This is a genomic window from Histidinibacterium aquaticum (assembly GCF_008710275.1).
In the GTDB taxonomy this organism is placed as follows: domain Bacteria; phylum Pseudomonadota; class Alphaproteobacteria; order Rhodobacterales; family Rhodobacteraceae; genus Oceanicola; species Oceanicola aquaticus.
Window position 1 is genome coordinate 95,610 of record NZ_VYQE01000003.1, and the last position, 15,788, is coordinate 111,397.

Annotated in this window: 16 protein-coding genes; 7 read left to right on the plus strand and 9 right to left on the minus strand. The window is 70.4% G+C overall.

The annotated features are described in order from the left end of the window. Positions 1–16 precede the first annotated feature (16 nt). Positions 17–745, minus strand: a complete 729-nt coding sequence (locus F3S47_RS10015) for a GntR family transcriptional regulator (protein WP_150445133.1) — start codon at positions 743–745, stop codon at positions 17–19. A 133-nt stretch (positions 746–878) separates the two neighbouring features. Here F3S47_RS10015 and F3S47_RS10020 point away from each other — a divergent pair, with 133 nt between their 5' ends. After that, positions 879–1,622 (plus strand): sulfite exporter TauE/SafE family protein, encoded by a 744-nt coding sequence (locus F3S47_RS10020; protein WP_150445134.1) that lies wholly within the window; start codon positions 879–881, stop codon positions 1,620–1,622. Here F3S47_RS10020 and F3S47_RS10025 read toward each other — a convergent pair. Genes F3S47_RS10025 through F3S47_RS10035 form a run of 3 tightly spaced genes read right to left on the minus strand, consistent with a single transcriptional unit; the run spans position 1,619 to position 5,834 of the window. Further along, on the minus strand, positions 1,619–3,235 hold the full coding sequence (locus tag F3S47_RS10025; RefSeq protein ID WP_150445135.1) for an acyl-CoA dehydrogenase family protein: 1,617 nt from the start codon (positions 3,233–3,235) through the stop codon (positions 1,619–1,621). The two genes, F3S47_RS10020 and F3S47_RS10025, sit on opposite strands and share 4 nt — an antisense overlap. After that, the gene (locus tag F3S47_RS10030; RefSeq protein ID WP_150445136.1) at positions 3,232–3,990 is read right to left on the minus strand and encodes an SDR family NAD(P)-dependent oxidoreductase; all 759 of its coding nucleotides are present in this window, start codon (positions 3,988–3,990) and stop codon (positions 3,232–3,234) included. The genes F3S47_RS10025 and F3S47_RS10030 overlap by 4 nt, the downstream gene beginning before the upstream one ends. Continuing rightward, positions 3,990–5,834, minus strand: coding sequence for a feruloyl-CoA synthase (locus F3S47_RS10035; protein ID WP_150445137.1), 1,845 nt, complete (start codon positions 5,832–5,834; stop codon positions 3,990–3,992). Before F3S47_RS10035 ends, F3S47_RS10030 begins: the two co-directional genes overlap by 1 nt. Positions 5,835–5,949: 115 nt before the next feature. On the opposite strand from F3S47_RS10035, the gene F3S47_RS10040 reads away from it, so the two are divergent. From F3S47_RS10040 to F3S47_RS10065, 6 genes are all read left to right on the plus strand, one after another. Continuing rightward, on the plus strand, positions 5,950–6,744 hold the full coding sequence (locus tag F3S47_RS10040) for a crotonase/enoyl-CoA hydratase family protein (protein ID WP_150445138.1): 795 nt from the start codon (positions 5,950–5,952) through the stop codon (positions 6,742–6,744). Beyond that, on the plus strand, positions 6,737–7,216 hold the full coding sequence (locus F3S47_RS10045; protein WP_150445139.1) for a MarR family winged helix-turn-helix transcriptional regulator: 480 nt from the start codon (positions 6,737–6,739) through the stop codon (positions 7,214–7,216). The genes F3S47_RS10040 and F3S47_RS10045 overlap by 8 nt, the downstream gene beginning before the upstream one ends. Beyond that, a complete protein-coding gene (locus tag F3S47_RS10050) occupies positions 7,213–8,088 on the plus strand; it encodes an amidohydrolase family protein (protein WP_150445140.1) in 876 nt (291 codons plus the stop codon). Before F3S47_RS10045 ends, F3S47_RS10050 begins: the two co-directional genes overlap by 4 nt. Positions 8,089–8,120: 32 nt before the next feature. After that, on the plus strand, positions 8,121–9,239 hold the full coding sequence (gene dctP, locus F3S47_RS10055; protein ID WP_150445141.1) for a TRAP transporter substrate-binding protein DctP: 1,119 nt from the start codon (positions 8,121–8,123) through the stop codon (positions 9,237–9,239). Positions 9,240–9,313: 74 nt separating this feature from the next. Then, complete coding sequence (locus F3S47_RS10060) at positions 9,314–9,805, plus strand: TRAP transporter small permease (protein WP_150445142.1); 492 nt, start codon at positions 9,314–9,316, stop codon at positions 9,803–9,805. Next, positions 9,802–11,106 (plus strand): TRAP transporter large permease, encoded by a 1,305-nt coding sequence (locus tag F3S47_RS10065; RefSeq protein ID WP_150445143.1) that lies wholly within the window; start codon positions 9,802–9,804, stop codon positions 11,104–11,106. Before F3S47_RS10060 ends, F3S47_RS10065 begins: the two co-directional genes overlap by 4 nt. On the opposite strand, the gene F3S47_RS10070 is transcribed toward F3S47_RS10065, so the two are convergent. The 5 genes from F3S47_RS10070 to F3S47_RS10090 form a co-directional block, all read right to left on the minus strand. Continuing rightward, a complete protein-coding gene (locus F3S47_RS10070; protein ID WP_150445144.1) occupies positions 11,103–12,170 on the minus strand; it encodes a 4-oxalomesaconate tautomerase in 1,068 nt (355 codons plus the stop codon). The two genes, F3S47_RS10065 and F3S47_RS10070, sit on opposite strands and share 4 nt — an antisense overlap. After that, positions 12,163–12,834 carry a 4-carboxy-4-hydroxy-2-oxoadipate aldolase/oxaloacetate decarboxylase gene (locus tag F3S47_RS10075; RefSeq protein WP_150445145.1) on the minus strand — a complete coding sequence of 224 codons (672 nt, stop codon included), beginning with the start codon at positions 12,832–12,834 and terminating at the stop codon, positions 12,163–12,165. The genes F3S47_RS10070 and F3S47_RS10075 overlap by 8 nt, the downstream gene beginning before the upstream one ends. A gap of 87 nt (positions 12,835–12,921) precedes the next feature. Beyond that, the gene (locus tag F3S47_RS10080; RefSeq protein ID WP_150445146.1) at positions 12,922–13,887 is read right to left on the minus strand and encodes a VOC family protein; all 966 of its coding nucleotides are present in this window, start codon (positions 13,885–13,887) and stop codon (positions 12,922–12,924) included. Between the two features lie 109 nt (positions 13,888–13,996). Continuing rightward, positions 13,997–14,731, minus strand: coding sequence for a PIG-L deacetylase family protein (locus tag F3S47_RS10085; protein ID WP_150445147.1), 735 nt, complete (start codon positions 14,729–14,731; stop codon positions 13,997–13,999). An 82-nt stretch (positions 14,732–14,813) separates the two neighbouring features. After that, positions 14,814–15,731 (minus strand): helix-turn-helix transcriptional regulator, encoded by a 918-nt coding sequence (locus tag F3S47_RS10090; RefSeq protein WP_150445148.1) that lies wholly within the window; start codon positions 15,729–15,731, stop codon positions 14,814–14,816. Positions 15,732–15,788: the final 57 nt, after the last annotated feature.

Consider the following 15,788-nt stretch of genomic DNA (forward strand, 5'->3'; position numbering starts at 1 on the left):
TACAGTGACGGGTGTTTCAGGGCGCGACAAGGGAGAGACCGGGCACGCGCGCGGCGAGATCCGGCTTCTTCATCATCACGTATTGGAAATTCTCGCGGGCGAGCCGGGCGTGCTCGCGGGCCAGGGCCTCGGCCCGGGCGCCCTCGCGCGCGGCGATGGCCTGGGTGAGCGCCCGGTGCTGGACCTGGGCGCGCAGCAGGCTGTCGCGGAAATCGGGGATCACCTCCTGCCCCTGCAGGAAGGCGGTGGGCGAGGCCACCGGCAGGCGGCAGGCCCGCTCCACCTCGCGCGCGACGATGGGCGAGCCGGCGAGATGAGCGAGGATGTCGTGGAATTCGGCGTTGAGCCGGACGTAGGCGCGGAAGTCGAAACGATCGGGGTCGACGGCCACTTCGAGCGCGTCGGTCACCTCTTCCATCCGGGCCGCGAGATCGGGATCCGCGCCCCGTTCGGCGGCGAGCCGGGCCGCCGTGCCCTCCATGACGCCGCGCAGCTCGATGGCGTCGAGGATATCGTCCATCCCGAAGGAGGCGACGCGGCAGCCGCCGGTCTCGATCCGCTCCAGGAGCCCCTCGTCGACAAGCCGGTCCATCGCCTGCCGGAGGGGCGTGCGCGAGAGCCCGAGACGCTCGGCGAGGCCGGTCTCGGCCAACCGGTCGCCGGCGGCGAATTCACCCTTGAGGATCAGCGAGCGCAGCTCGATGAGCGCGCGTGCGAACCGGGCATTCCGATCCTGGCTCGTCATGACTCCTCCCGGTCGTCGGCGAAGGCTCCCTTCCTTCGCTGTATACAGTATCCCGCAGGAGAGCGGGTTCAAGCAGGAAAATCGCGGCGGATCGGGAAAAACTGTATACCGAACCGCGAATCGGAGGAGTGCGATGTTCGAAGAAGGCCTCGTGATGGCGATGATCGCCTTTGCCCTGGGCGGGATCCTCAAGGGCGCGATCGGCGCGGGCACACCCGTCATCGCCATTCCCATCCTCGCGCTCTACCACGACGTGCGCTTCGCGGTGGCGGTCTTCGCCCTGCCCGCCCTGCTGTCGAACATCGTGCAGGGCTGGCAATACCGCGCGCACATCCTGCCCCGGCGCTTCATGGTGCCGCTGGTCCTCGCGACCATGTTGGGGGCCTTCGTCGGTACGGTGATGCTCGCCACCCTCCCCGAGGGACTGCTGACCGGCACGGTCGCCGTCCTCACCATCGTCTACGTCGTCTTCCGCCTGATGCGGCCCGACTGGTCGCTCGGCCTCGAGCGCGGGCAGAAGATCGTCGTCCCCGTGGGTCTCGCGGCGGGGGTCCTGCAGGGGGCGGCGGGGATATCGGCGCCGGTCTCCCTGACCTTCCTCAACGCCCTGCGTATCCCGCGCGAGGTCTTCATCGGCACCGTCTCGGTCTTCTTCATCGCCATGGCCTCCGTGCAGCTCCCGACGCTCATCGGTCTCGGGATCCTGACAGGGCCGCGGCTCGCCGTGGCGCTGGTGGCCTGCATCCCGCTCTTCGCGGGCATGCCGGTGGGCGACTGGATCGGGCGCAAGGTGGGCAAGACGACCTTCGACCGCATCATCATGGGGCTTCTGGTCATCATCGCACTGCGCCTGCTCTGGGGCGTCGTCGCGGGCTAGGCCACCGTGTCCGGCGGCAGGCTCGCCTGCGCCTCGGCCAGCGCCATGCGGGCCGGGGCGTTGTGCAGCAGGAACCGGGCCTGAGTGGCGGCATCCTCGCCGAGGCCGATCATCCGGCAGGCGAGCCAGCTCTCCACCGCGACCCAGGCCGCGCGCAGCATGCCGTCCGCGGAGAGGAGGAGCCGCTCCCCCTCCGCCTTCATCGAGTCCCGGACGAGCTTGGCAAAGCGGTCGAGAACCTCGGTGGCGGCCGAAGCGGCCCTCTCATCTCCGCAGCCGGCGATCTCGGCCCGCGCCCGGGCATCGAGCAGCGCCGCGGTCCGCCCCTCGTCCTTCCGGATGCGCCGCAGGGTCAGGTCCTGCGCCTGCATCCCGGTCGTGCCCTCGTAGATCGTCAGGATCCGCGCATCGCGCAGCAGCCGTTCCGCCGGCCATTCAGAGGTGTAACCCGCCCCGCCGAGCACCTGGATCGCGCCGTCCGCCCCCGCGCTCGCGCCCTCGCCTCCGAAGGTCTTGGCGAGAGGCAGGAGAAAGGCGGCCAGCGCGCGGTCCTCCTCCGAGCCCTCCAGCAGCACGCCCAGCTCCAGCACGAGCGCGGTCAGGACCGAGGCCCCGGCGTCGAGCGCCGTGAGCTGGCGGCGCACGTCGGGATGGCGGACGATCGGCACAGGCGGCGCGGCCGGATCACCGCCCTGCCGCCGCTCCTCGGCGTAGCCCCGGGCGAGCGTGGCGGCCCGGCGCGCGATCCCCGCGCCCTGGACGCCGACCTGCAGCCGCATCCGCTCGATCATGTGGAAGAGCAACGGCACGCCCCACCCCTCCTCGCCGATGAGCGCGGCCGGCGCGCCGGCGAAGGCCAGGGTGCAGGTGGGCGACCCATGCAGACCCAGCTTCTCCTCGATCCGCCCGACCGTGATCGGGGCGCGCGCGCCCGCCTCGTCACGGTCCGGCACGAGGAAGAGCGAGAGCCCGCGGGTCCCCTGCTCCATCGGCCCGGTCCGGGCGAGCAGCAGGTGACCGATGCGGGCCGTCATGTCCTGGTCGCCGAAGGAGATCCAGCACTTGGTCCCCTCGATCCGCCAGCCCTCCCCGTCCCGCGTCGCGCGGGTGCGGATGCGTCCGGCGTCGGAGCCGGCGTCCGGCTCGGACATGCAGATGGTGGCGGCCCAGTCGCCCGAGGCGAGCCTTGGCGCCCAGGTCCCGGCGAGGTCCGGCGCCGTCTGCGAGAGCAGGTGCGCCCCTGCCCGGCTCGCGGCCGCAGCCATGAGGAACGGGGCCGCTGCGGCTTCCAGCGGGAGCGTCATCGCCGCGTGCAGCGCGAGCGGCAGGCCGAGACCGCCCAGCTCGGGCGCGATGTCCGGCGCGATCCAGCCATCCGCGCCCAGGCGGGCGTAGGTCTCGGGGTAGCCCTCCGGCGTGCGCACCCGGCCCGCCTCGAGACGGCAGCCTTCCCGGTCGGCGCGGTCGCCCAGCGGCGTCAGGTCGGCGGCGAGCCGCTCCGCCTCCGCGAGGAACTGCGCCACGTCCGTTGCGTCGAGCCCGGCGGACCCCGCGCGCTCTGCCCAGCCGGGCGTCGCGGCCAGCAGGTCGGAGACGGCGACCGGCCCGGTCATTTCGGCGGCAGGCGGACGGCCCCGTCCAGCCGGATCACCTCGGCGTTGAGGTAGGCGTTCTCGAGGCAGAACCGCACGGTCCGCGCGAATTCCTCGGGCTCTCCCAGCCGCTGCGGGAAGGGGATCGAGGCGGCGATGCCCCTCTGCACCTCCTCCGGCAGTTCCTCCAGAAGCGGCGTCCGGAAGATGCCCGGGGCCACGGTGTTCACCCGGATGCCGAAACGGGCGAGCTCCCGCGCGGCGGGCAGCGCGAGCGAGACGATCCCGCCCTTCGAGGCGGCATAGGCCGCCTGCCCGATCTGCCCGTCCTGCGCGGCGACCGAGGCGGTGTTGACCACCGCCCCGCGCTCGCCGGTGGGCAGCGGGTCGAGCGTCGTCATCCGGTCGGCGGCGAGGCGGAGCATGTTGAAGGTGCCGACGAGGTTCACGCGGATCACCCGCTCGAAGTCCTCCAGCGGCATCGGCCCCTCCCGGCCGGCGATCCGGGCGGCGGTGCCGATGCCCGCGCAGTTCACGAGGCCGCGCAGCGGCCCCAGCGCCTCGATCGCCCCGTCGATCTGCGCGCCGATCTCCGGGTCGGTCACGTCGCCCGCGATGGCCCGCCCGCCGAGTTCCTCCGCCATCCGCTCCGCCGCCTCCGCGCTGCGGTCGAGGACGGTCACCGCGGCGCCCGCCGAGGCGAGCTCCCGCGCCGTGGCGGCGCCCAGCCCGGAGGCGGCACCGGTGACGAGGATGTGCTGTCCGGCAATCTCCATCAGCCCGCCCCCTCGGTCGCGAGCGAGATCAGGCGCGGGTCGTCGGACCAGAGCCGCTCGACGAGGTCCTGCCGGTTGCGCAGGACGGCGCGCTGGTTGATCGAGCCCTTGTCGGTCACCTCGCCCCGGTCGAAGGAGAGCGGCGCCTCGAGAAAGAGCATACGCCGCACACGGGTGGCCGAACCGGTCGCGCGGCGCGCGTGGTCGGCCAGCATCTCGGCCGCCCGTTCGCGGACCTTGGGATGCGCGAGCAGGTCCTCGCCCTCCAGGGTCTCGCCCGCGATCCCGCGCAGGGCGTCCCAGTCGGGCACCACGAGGGCGCCGAGCTCGTAGTGATCTTCACCCGCGATGACAACGTCGCTCGCCAGGCCCTTGAGATCGTTGGTGAGTTGCGCCCTGAGCGGGCCGACCGCGACCCAGGTGCCCGAGGCCAGCTTGAAATTCTCGGCGAGTCGCCCGTCGAAGGCGAAGCCCCGCTCGGGCCGGCCCTCTTCCCAGAACCGGAAGGCATCGCCGAAGCGGTAGAAGCCCTCCTCGTCGAAGGCGTCCTGCGTCAGTTCCTTGTTGCGCCAGTAGCCGGGCGTGACCGAGGGCGACTTCACGCGGCCCTCCATCTTGTCGCCCATGGGCGCGAGCTTGAAAGTCACGCCGTGGGCCGGGATGCCGACGTTGCCCGCCGTCGCCTCGCGGTCGGTGCACATGAGCGCGAAGGGCCCCGTCTCGGTCGAGCCGAAGCCCGTGCAGAGCAGCACGCCCCCCGGCACGGCCTCTTCGGCGACGCGGGTGATCCGGTCCCAGACCGGCTGGGACATGCCCGCGCCCGCGTACATCAGCATCTCGACCCGCTTGAAGAAGGTCTCGCGCAGGGCCGGGTCCGTCTCCATCGCGTCGAGCAGCATCTGATAGCCGAGCGGCACGTTGAAGTACCAGGTCGGGCTGATCTCGCGCAGGTTGCGGATGGTCTTGCCGATGAGCTTGGGCGAGGGCTTGCCCTCGTCCAGCCAGAAGGTGCCGCCGTTGTAGATGACGAGGTTGAAGACCTTGTTGCCCGAGGCGGTGTGGTTCCAGGGCGCCCAGTCGACCACGACGGGCGGAGTCTCGGCCATGAAGGCGTAGCATTGGCGGATCATCTGCTGATTGGCGCAGAGCATCCGCTGGGTCTGGATCACCGCCTTCGGGGAACCGGTGGTGCCGGAGGTGAAGAGGAACTTGGCAACGGTGTCGTGACCCACCGCGGCATGGGCGTCGCGCATGGCCTGCGTGGGCTCGGTCGCGGCGAGGTCTGCGAAGTTGAAGGTCTGCCGCCCCTCGACCGTGCCGGACACGGTGACGACGGGAACGTCGTCGCCGAAGATCTCGCGGATCGCGGGGGCGAAGGGCTCCGCCTCCTCCGCGAAGATCAGGCCGGGCGTCAGCTGCTCGGCGATGTCGCGCAACTTTAGGTAGTCACCGCCCGCGAGCGCATAGGCCGGGGCGAGCGCCGCGGAGGGCACGCCGACGTGCTGGGCCCCGAGCGCCATGAGCGCGTGGCTCACCGAGTTGGCGGAGAGAATCAGGAGCGGCCGTTCGGGCGTGAGACCCATTTCCACGAGCGCGGTGCCGATCCCCTCGATAGACCGCGCCCCCTCGGCGTAGGTGGTCTTCTGCCAGGCGTCGTCCGCGCCGCGCTCGGCCATCCACACTCGGTCCGGCTCCGTCTCGGCCCAGTGCATGAATCGTTCCGTCATGCAGCGGGGAAACGCGCCAAGGGGCTCCTCCTGCCAGACGAGGATCGAGCCGTCGTCGCGGGTTTCGCTCCGCACCGAGGGCTCCCAGAGGGTGACAGTGCTGTCTTGCCCGGTCATGTCTCCTCCTATCCATGTCCGTTGCGAGCGCCACATTGACTCGTGGCGAAAATATTGTCTACTGGGAAACAATGCAGCCCCCGCGAGCGAAGCGGGACGGCCAGGGGAGGATTGCATGGACGGAGCCGCGAGCGAAGATCTCGTCACCTACGAGCTGCGCGGATCGATCGCCGTCATCGGGCTCAACCGGCCCGAGAAGCGCAACGCGGTCAGCGACCGCGTGGTGAACGCGCTCTCGGCGGCGGCGGAACGCGCCGAGGGCGAGGCCCGCGCGGCGGTCATCCACGGCCACGGCAAGCACTTCTGCGCCGGGCTCGACCTTGCCGAACACGTCGAGAAGCCGCTGATCGACGCGGTGAAGGGCTCGCGCCAGTGGCACCGGATCTTCGACCGGTTCGAGCGCGGCTCGATTCCCTTCATCACCGCCCTGCACGGCGCCGTGGTCGGCGGCGGCTTCGAACTCGCCGCGGCGAGCCACATCCGCGTGGCCGAGGAGAGCGCCTTCTTCGGGATGCCCGAGGGCACCCGCGGCATCTTCGTGGGCGGCGGCGGCTCCGTCCGCATCGCGCGGCTCATCGGTGCGGCCCGGATGGGGGACATGATGCTCACCGGCCGGACCGTGGGCGCTCCGGAGATGGAGCGCTGGGGCGGCGTCTCCTACGTCGTGCCCGAGGGACAGGGTCTCGAAAAGGCCATGGAGATCGCGGCGAAGACCGCCGAGAATGCCGAGATGTCGAACTACGCGATCCTCAACGCCCTGCCTCGCATCCAGGACATGTCCTCGGAGGACGGGCTCTTCGTCGAGTCGATCATGTCGGCTCTCACCAGCGCCACGCCCGAGGCCGAGGAGCGTCTCCGCGCCTTCCTCGAGAAGCGCGCCGGCAAGGTGGAGGCGCCCCGGAATGGATGAGGACGTCGCCGTCCGGGACCAGGAGTCCGTCGAGATGGGCCCGCTGCTCGACAGCCTGGGCCTGCTCCTGCGGCTTTCGCAGCTTCAGTCCTTCGGCGCCTTCTTCCGCGACATGGAAGAGGTCGGCCTGCGGCCCGGCGAGATCTCGGTCCTCGTCCTCATCGGACAGAACCCCGGCATCCGCCAGGGCATCGTCGCCCGCACCCTGCGGGTCAAGCGCGCCCACATGGCCAAGATGATGGCCGGGATGGAGCGGGACGGCATCGTCTCGCGCCGCGCCCCCGAAGACGACCGCCGCGCGCTCGAGCTCCGCCTGACCGAGGCCGGCCGCGCCCGGCTCGACGCCGTGATGCCGGTCTTCCTCGAGCACGAGGCCCGCCGGCCCGCCACACTGACCCGCGCGGAGGAGGCCACGCTGAAGCGGCTCCTGCGCAAATACCTCGCGCTACCGGACCCGGAGGTGCGCCCGTGAACGTAGACGACCTGATCGCCATCGACATCCACACCCACGCCGAGGAACCCTGCAGCCATCACCGTGACGACGGCTACAACGAGTTCCAGGCGGCGATGGCCAAGTACTTCAAGAATCCCGCTGGCGCCGAGGGGATGCTGCCCACCGTCCCGCAGACCGCGGAGTACTTCCGCGAGCGCAAGATCGGCGCGGTGATCTTCCCCGTCGACAGCGAGCGCGAGACCGGTTTCCGCCGCTACTCCAACGAGGAGGTGGCGCAGATCGCCGCCGAGAACGACGACATCCTGATCCCCTTCGCCTCGATCGACCCGGCCAAGGGCAAGGCCGGCGCGCGAGAGGCCCGTCGGCTGATCAACGACTTCGGGATCAAGGGCTTCAAGTTCCACCCCACGCTCATGGGCTTCTACCCGAACGACCGCATGGCCTACCCGCTCTACGAGGTGCTGGCCGAGGAGGGCTGCGTCGCGCTCTTCCATACCGGGCAGACCGGCGTCGGTTCGGGCATGCGCGGCGGCATGGGGATGCGGCTGAAGTACTCCAACCCGGTCCACGTCGACGATGTCGCCGTGGATTTCCCGGACATGCCGATCATCCTGGCCCACCCGTCCTTCCCCTGGACGGAAGAAGGGCTGATGGTCGCCCAGCACAAGCCCAACGTTTACATCGACATGTCGGGCTGGCGGCCGAAGTATTTTCCGCAGATTTTCGTGCACTACGCCAATACGATCCTGAAGCATAAGATGCTCTTCGGATCGGACTGGCCCGCGATCACGCCCGACATGTGGCTGGCCGACTTCGAGGAACTCCCGATGAAGGAGGAAGTCCGTCCGCTGATCCTGAAAGAGAATGCGCGGAAGCTCCTGCGCATCTGACCCACCATGATCAAAACCAGGGAGGAGAGATCATGAAACTCGGCACGACACTCGCAATGGCCTCGGCCATCGCCATCGCGGCGGGCACCGCCGACGCGCGCGACCTGCGCGTGGCCTCCGGCGCACCGCCGCCGCACCCGGCCACTTCGCACCTCTACAACGGCCTCGTGGAGAACCTCGAGGCGCAGGACGAGGCGGATCTCACGGCCACCTTCCTCGGCCCGGAGGTCGTGAGCCTCGGCCAGATGAAGGACGCCCTGCAGACCGGCCTTGTGGACGTGGGCAACCTGCTGCCGCTCTACTTCCCGGCCGAGCTGCCCAACCTCGCCCTCGCCGGCGAGCTCTCGCTCTCGGGCACCGACCCGCACGCCATGGGCGCGGCGCTGACCGAGTACATCGTGTCCTGCGAGGCCTGCCAGCAGGAGATGAACGACTTCGGCATGGTCTTCCTGGGCTCCGGCTCGTCGGATCCTTACGTCCTCATCACCAACCAGCCGGTCGAGTCGATGGACGACGTGGCGGGCCTGCGCCTGCGCTCGGGCGGCGCGCCCTTCTCCCGCTGGGCCGAGAACTTCGGCGCGACGCCCGTCGCCATCGGCGTGGGCGAGACCTTCGAGGCCATGAGCCAGGGCACCATCGACGGAACCATCGCCTCGATCGGCGACCTGCTGTCGTTCCGCCTCGTCGAGCTGGCCGAGCAGGTGACCGCGGTGCCGCTCGGGACCTACTTCTCGACCTCGAACTTCACGACGGCCCTCGGGACCTGGCAGGACATGTCCCCCGAGGAGCGTGAGGTGCTGGCGCGCGCCGCGAACTTGGCAAACGCCAACTTCACCCAGCAGTGGGGCTACGACTTCCCCGCCGCCGCCGAAGAGGCCGCGACCGAGGCCGGCATCACCATGGCCGAGGCCCCCGAGGACTTCGTGACCGCCTCCGAGGAGTTCGGCATCGCCGACCGCGAGACCGCCGCGCAGGTCTCCATGGAGCGCTTCGGCATGGAAGACGCCTCCGAGCGGGTCGAGGAGTTCGTCGGCCTGATCGACAAGTGGACGGCGATCTCCGAGGAGCTCGACCACGACGAAGCGGCCATGGCCGAGCGCGTCTGGGAAGAGGTCTGGTCGGACGTCGACTTCTCGACCTACGGCGGCTGATCCCAGCCAAGCGGCCGGCGCGGCAGTCCCGCGCCGGCCCCGTCCCGCCCTCCTGACCTGACCGGATTCCCCCGATGAGAGCGCTCGACCGCGTCGCCACCCGGATCGCCCAGGGCCTGGCCCTGATCGGCAGCCTCGGCGTGCTGCTGATGCTGGTGCACGTCACCGCCGACGTCGCCGCGCGCAACCTCTTCGGTCAGCCGATCCCGGCCACGAACGCCATCGTCTCGCGCTACTACATGGTGCTGATCGCCTTCCTGCCCCTGGGCTGGGTCGAGCGGAACAACGCCATGGTGAAGGTCGAACTGACCGAGTACCTGACGCCGGGACGGATCGGCCAGGCCAACGACATCCTCGTCTCGCTGCTCGCCGCGCTGGTCTATCTCGCCATCGCCTGGGTCACCCTCGGCACCGCGATCGAGAGCTACGAGGTCGGCTCCTTCGTCGACGTGCTGGGCAACCGCGTGGCCGTCTGGCCCACCTACTTCCTGCCGCCGATCGGCTTCACCCTCGCGGCGCTCGTGTGCCTCGTCCGAATTCCCGCCATCCTCACTGGGTCGAAATGAGCGTCGAAACCGGCTTCTGGGGCATTGCCGCCCTCTTCCTGCTGCTCTTCCTGCGCCTGCCCGTGGCGCTCGCGCTGATCTGCGTGTCCTTCGGCGGCACCGCCTGGCTGCTGGGCGTGACGCCCGCGCTCGGCATCCTCGCCAACACGCCCTACGACTTCACCGCGAGCTGGACCATGAGCGCGGTGCCCATGTTCCTGCTCATGGGCTTCGTGGCCTTCCACGCCGACCTCACCTCGGGCCTCTTCGACGCCGCCAAGGCGGTGCTGCGCAAGATCCCCGGCGCGCTCGCGATCTCCTCGGTCTTCGCCTGCTCCGGCTTCGCCGCCGTCTGCGGCTCCTCGCTCGCCACCGCCGCCTCCATGGGCCGGATCGCGATCCCCGAGATGATCCGCGCGGGCTACGCCCCCTCCATCGCCGCGGGCGCCATCGCCGCGGGCGGCACCATCGGCGCTCTGATCCCGCCGTCGATCCTGATGATCATCTACGGCATCTTCGCCGAGACCTCGATCACCCAGGTCTTCCTCGGCGGCGTCTCCGTCGGCCTGCTCTCCGCGGTGGCCTATTCCTGCGTCGTGCTGGTCCTCACCTGGACACGCCCCGACCTCGTGCCGCGCCGCCCCATCGAGGACGAGGACCTCACCGTCCGGCAGGCGCTCCTGCGGGTCTGGCCGGTGCTGCTGCTGATCCTGCTGGTCTTCGGCGGCCTCTTCTCGGGCCTCTTCACCGCAACCGAGGCCGGGGCCGTGGGCGCCGCCGGCGCCATCGCCATCGCCGCCCTCGTGCGCCGGCTGAGCGTGAAGGTCATGCGCGACGCCCTGCTCGAGACGCTGACCACCACCGCCTCGCTGCTCATCATCGGCATCGGCGCGGCCATGTTCACCCGCTTCCTCGGGATTACCGGCCTCTCGAACTTCCTGTCGTCCTTCGTGGCCGACGCCGACATGGGCTACCTGCAGCTCATGCTGATCATCGTGCTGATCTACCTGGTGCTCGGCATGGTGATGGAGCCCTTCGGCGCGCTGCTCATCACGCTCCCGGTCTTCATCCCGGTGCTCGAGGCACAGGGCCTCAGCCTGGTCTGGTTCGGCGTCCTGGTGGTGAAGCTGCTGGAGATCGGGATGATCACGCCGCCCGTCGGGCTCAACGTCTTCGTCATCCGCAACGTCGCCGAAGAGCACGTCACCACCCTGCAGGTCTTCCGCGGCGTGACGCCCTTCTTCCTGTCGGATCTCGCGGTCACCGCCATCGTCGTGGCCGTGCCCGCGCTGGTGCTGTGGTTGCCGGGGGTGCTGGGCTAGCCGCGCTCGGGGCCTGGAAAGACCAGCCCCTCCATCAGCTTGCGCGCCGTTCTCAAGGTGCCCGCGCGGCCCACCCGGCCCTCCGCATCGCGCTCCAGCAGGACCTCCGCCGCGCCGGTGGGATGCTCGACGGCGAAGGTCTCTCCCTCCGGCAACCGCGCGACCGAGGCCGCGGGCGATCCCTCCAGCGTCGCCGCCGTGGCGACGCTCACGGCGGCGAAGACGCCGATGGTCGCGTGGACCCGGTGCGGGATGAAGGAGCGCGTCGAGAGCACGCCGCCCGCGCGCGGCTCCGAGACCAGCACCATCTTCGGCACGGTCTTCTCGGAGACGTCGCCCAGCGACATCATCGGCCCCGCCGCGAGGCGGATCGCCTCGACCCGCTCCTTGAGCGCGGCGTCGCCCTCCAGAGCCTCCCGGCTCTCGGTGCCCTCCACCCCGAGGTCCGCCGCGCGCATCACCACGCAGGGCATCCCGTTGTCGATGAGCGTGCAGTCCACGCCCTCGATCTCGTCCACCGCGTTACCGGTGGGCAGCAGCGCCCCGCACATGGAGCCTGCCACGCTGTCGAACATCAGCGGCACCGGCGCGTGCCGCCCGGGCACGCCGTCGATCCGGGCCTCCCCCTCGTAGCTCACCCGGCCGCCGGGCGTGGCGATCCGGGCCGTGGCGATCTCCCCGGTGTTCACCATGTGGATCCGCACCGGCGTCTCCTCGCCCGCCGCCGCGACAAGCCCCCGCTCTATCGCCGCAGGGCCCACGCCGGCAAGGATATTCCCGCAGTTCTGCGCGTCCGAGACCAGCGCCCGGTCGACGAAGACCTGCAGGAAGAGGTAGTCGACGTCGGCATCCTCCCGGCTCGCGGGCGAGAGCACCGCCACCTTGGAGGTCAGCGGATCCGCCCCGCCGATCCCGTCGATCTGTGCCGGGTCGGGCGAGCCCATGATCCGCAGCAGCAGGTCGTCCCGCGCCTCCCGCGCCTCCGGCAGGTCCGAGGCCAGGAAATAGGCCCCCTTGGAGGTCCCCCCGCGCATCCAGAGGCAGGGGATGCTGCCCTCACTCATAGCGCAGGCCCTTCTCCGCGAGGCGCCCCCGCATGTCGTAAAGGTCGAGCCCCAACTCGCCCGAGGCCAGCCGCTGCCGCTTCTCCTCCTCCTTGGCGAGCCGCGCCTCGGCCTTCTCCAGCACCGAGGCGGCCTCGGCGCGGCGCACGACGCAGACCCCGTCGTCGTCGGCCACGATCACGTCGCCCGCCTCGATCGCCTGCCCGCCGCAGACGATCGGCACGTTCACCGAGCCCAGCGTCTCCTTGACCGTGCCCTGCGCGCTGATCGCCTTCGACCAGACCGGAAAGCCCATCTCCTCGAGGTCCGCCACGTCGCGGACGCCCGCCTCGATCACCAGCCCGCGGCAGCCGCGCGCCATGGCCGAGGTCGCCAGCAGGTCGCCGAAGTAGCCGTCGGTGCAGGGCGAGGTGGGCGCGAGGACGAGGATGTCCCCCTCGGCGAGCTGCTCGATGGCCACGTGCAGCATCCAGTTGTCCCCCGGGGGCGCCGAGATGGTCACCGCCGAGCCCGCGATGCGCGCGCCCTTCCAGACGGGACGCATGTGCGGCGCGAGGCAGCCGCTGCGCCCCGCCGCCTCGTGCACCGTCGCCACGCCGGCGCGGCCCAGCGCCTCGATGACGCCCGCCTCCGCCCTCTCGATCCCGGTCCTGACCACGGCCATTCCGCACCCTCCCTCTTCTGGGTTCAAATATCCCGGGGGTGAATTGCGCGCCCCGGCGCGCAAGAGGGGGCAGCGCCCCCTCTCTCCTCACTCCTCCACGGGCGGCGTCCCGTGGGTATGGAAGGTCTCGATGGTCTTCAGACCCCAGGCCTGGCCCTTCTTGCGCTCCGCTTCGGTCCAGACGACCGGCTCCCAGTCGGGCGCCGTGATCAGGCGCGCACCCGCGTTGGCGAGCTCCACGCGGTTGCCCGCGGGCTCCCAGACGTAGAGGAAGAAGGTCCCCTGGATCGCGTGCTTGTGCGGACCGGTCTCGATGTGAACGCCGTTCTCGAGAAAGATGTCGGCGGCCTTGAGGATGTCCTCGCGCTGGTCCGTGGCGTAGGTCACGTGGTGGAAGCGCCCCTGCCCCTTGCCGTGCTCCTCGGTGCAGGCGAGGTCGTAGCTCTTGTTGTTGACGGTGAACCAGCAGCCGCCGATCCGGCCGCTGTCGAGCTGGATCAGCTCGGTCACCCGGCTGCCGAGGCAGGTCTCCATGAAGCGGCGGAACTCGGCCACGTCCTCGGCCAGCAGGTTGAGGTGATCGATCCGGCGCGGAGAGGCGCCCTGCGCGGTGAACTTCGACGCCATGTTCTTGAGCGCCGGGCGGTCGTCCTCGTCGGGCTCGTAGCGGCGGGACTCCCAGTAGAGCTCGAAGACGTGGCCGAAGGGGTCGGCCACGCGGTAGGCGCGACCGTGGCCGAGGTCCCCCTCGACCCAGCCCAGGCCCTCGAAGTCGGAGGCCTCGATCGCCGCGACGCGCCGTTCCAGCGCCTCGGGCGAAGCGCAGCGGTAGCCGATGTGCCCGACGCCGGTCGTATGGTGCTCGGTGAGCTTCAGTGTATGAAATTCGTAATCATCCCAGGCCCGGAGATAGGCGGAGCCGCCCTCCTGGGCAGAAATCTTCAAGCCGTAGACCCGGGTGAAGAAGTCGAGGCTCTCCTCGAAGCGGTCGGTATAGACCTCCACGTGCCCCAGGTGGGCCACGTCGAAGCTCGGGTTGGTGGGGGTGTTCATCCTTCGTCTCCTTGCCGGCCAAGGGTCTTCGAAGACCCTTGGTCACGCCGCTTCGAAGCGGCGTCGCACGCGGTTGCCAAACCGCGTGCCGCCGCCCGGCGGCCTCGTCTCAAAGCTCGTCCACGGTCCGCGGGAAGACCGACTGGAAGCCCTCCGCGTAGCGGCAGTCGCGCCCGCCGGACTGGCCGCCGGAGTTCCGGCGGAAGTGGTTGCCGCGGTTCTCGGCCACGTTGGTGTAGTAGTCCCAGAGGTGCTGCTGCCCCTCCATGCACTCGATCGCGGCGCGCTTCTTCTCCCAGACTGGCGTGATGTCGAGGAAGGTGTCGGGCTTCCAGCCCATCTGCTCGGTCTGGTGCGGCTCGAAGAGGTAGAGCTGCGGCGCGCCAAGCACCTTCTCGCCCGGGTTGTGGCCCCAGGCCTGGGCGATCATCCGGGTCTCCAGCGCCACCTGCGTCGTGTACATGTGGTCGGTGTTGTAGGGATCGTACTGCGAGTGGCTCAGCATGAAGGCGGGCTGCACCTTCCGGATCACGTCGACGATCCGCATCTTGTTCTCGCGGCTGAAGTCGAGCGGGTAGTCCCCCATGTCGAGGCAGACGAGCTCGTGCACGCCCAGCGCGTCGGCGGCGTTCTGCGCCTCCTGGTGGCGCACCTCCTTCACCTTGTCGAGGGTCATGCCCTCCTGCTTCCAGAGCTTCGCGCTCTCGCCGCGCTCGCCGAAGGACAGGCAGAGGACGGTGACGTCGTAGCCCTTCTCGGCGTGCAGCGCGATCGCCCCTCCGCAGCGCCAGACGAAGTCGGCGGCATGGGCGGAAATGACGAGGGCGGTCTTGGTGTCAGGCATCGTTGTCCTCCCGGTCTGCGGCGCAAGAGATACCGCACGCGGGCCGGTGTGCAATTCCCTCCGCGGTTTTTTCCCGCCCGCCTCAGGGCCAGGCGTGCAGCTCGGGGCCGTCGCGCAGCCCCTCCGGGCGGGCGGCCAGGGCCCGGCGGTAGGCCCCGGGCGCCTGCCCCGCATGCCGCTGGAAGAACCGGGAGAGATGCGAGGCCGAGGGGAAGCCCAGCAGTTCGGCGATCTGCTTCACGGAGTGGGTCGACTGCTCGAGGAAGAGCCGGGCCTCGAGTTCGAGCCGGTCGTCGATCTTCGCCTTGGGCGGCCGCCCCCCGAAGCGGCGGCAGATGTCGCCCAGCCTGTCGCGCGAGACGCCCAGCGCGGCGGCGTATTGCTCGACGGTCCAGCGGTCGCGGAAGTGCTGCGCCACCAGCGCGGTGAAGCGGGTATAGATCCGTTCCGCCGGGCCGCGGGGGCGGCCGTCCGCCGGGGCATGGCCCGCCGCGCGCCAGATCCGCACCAGCAGGATCCGCAGGTGCGCCTCGATCACCGCGCGGGCGGCGGCTTCCGATCCGGCGCCCTCCTCCAGCACCTCCTCCACCGCGGCGCGTGCCCGCCGGGCCAGGTCGGGCTCGGTCCCCAGCGGCAGGACGGTCTCGCGCTCCACCAGCGCTCGCAGGTCCGCCGATTCCGCCTCGTGGCCTATGGCGCTCGTCACCCAGTCCACGCCGAGCAGCAGGTAGCCCCCGACCGCTCCGGGTGCGGCGGCGATCCGGCCCTCCGGGCCCCAGGGCGTCCAGGCCAGCACCGGGCCCCGGAGCGCCAGCGCGCGGTCCTCCCGCTCGAGCCGCGCCTCGCCCGACTGCAGAAGCATCACCGCGTAGGACCGCACCGCCAGGGCCTCGGCCCGCCCGGCGATGCTGGGACGCAGGCTGCCCGACAGCCACTTGCCGCGAATCTGGCCCGGCGTATCGGCGGCGGCGGGCGGAACCGAGAGGAGACGATGGGGCATGAGCGTCGAGATTCCCGCAAAATGATATCTCTTTCCCACAATGCGGCGTTTACTCCG

Bases quoted from the DNA above. Each gene is read 5' to 3' on its own strand.
- F3S47_RS10015 (WP_150445133.1), bottom strand. From the start codon at position 745: ATGACGAGCCAGGATCGGAATGCCCGGTTCGCACGCGCGCTCATCGAG.
- F3S47_RS10020 (WP_150445134.1), top strand. From the start codon at position 879: ATGTTCGAAGAAGGCCTCGTGATGGCGATGATCGCCTTTGCCCTGGGC.
- F3S47_RS10025 (WP_150445135.1), bottom strand. From the start codon at position 3,235: ATGACCGGGCCGGTCGCCGTCTCCGACCTGCTGGCCGCGACGCCCGGC.
- F3S47_RS10030 (WP_150445136.1), bottom strand. From the start codon at position 3,990: ATGGAGATTGCCGGACAGCACATCCTCGTCACCGGTGCCGCCTCCGGG.
- F3S47_RS10035 (WP_150445137.1), bottom strand. From the start codon at position 5,834: ATGACCGGGCAAGACAGCACTGTCACCCTCTGGGAGCCCTCGGTGCGG.
- F3S47_RS10040 (WP_150445138.1), top strand. From the start codon at position 5,950: ATGGACGGAGCCGCGAGCGAAGATCTCGTCACCTACGAGCTGCGCGGA.
- F3S47_RS10045 (WP_150445139.1), top strand. From the start codon at position 6,737: ATGGATGAGGACGTCGCCGTCCGGGACCAGGAGTCCGTCGAGATGGGC.
- dctP (WP_150445141.1), top strand. From the start codon at position 8,121: ATGAAACTCGGCACGACACTCGCAATGGCCTCGGCCATCGCCATCGCG.
- F3S47_RS10060 (WP_150445142.1), top strand. From the start codon at position 9,314: ATGAGAGCGCTCGACCGCGTCGCCACCCGGATCGCCCAGGGCCTGGCC.
- F3S47_RS10065 (WP_150445143.1), top strand. From the start codon at position 9,802: ATGAGCGTCGAAACCGGCTTCTGGGGCATTGCCGCCCTCTTCCTGCTG.
- F3S47_RS10070 (WP_150445144.1), bottom strand. From the start codon at position 12,170: ATGAGTGAGGGCAGCATCCCCTGCCTCTGGATGCGCGGGGGGACCTCC.
- F3S47_RS10075 (WP_150445145.1), bottom strand. From the start codon at position 12,834: ATGGCCGTGGTCAGGACCGGGATCGAGAGGGCGGAGGCGGGCGTCATC.
- F3S47_RS10080 (WP_150445146.1), bottom strand. From the start codon at position 13,887: ATGAACACCCCCACCAACCCGAGCTTCGACGTGGCCCACCTGGGGCAC.
- F3S47_RS10085 (WP_150445147.1), bottom strand. From the start codon at position 14,731: ATGCCTGACACCAAGACCGCCCTCGTCATTTCCGCCCATGCCGCCGAC.
- F3S47_RS10090 (WP_150445148.1), bottom strand. From the start codon at position 15,731: ATGCCCCATCGTCTCCTCTCGGTTCCGCCCGCCGCCGCCGATACGCCG.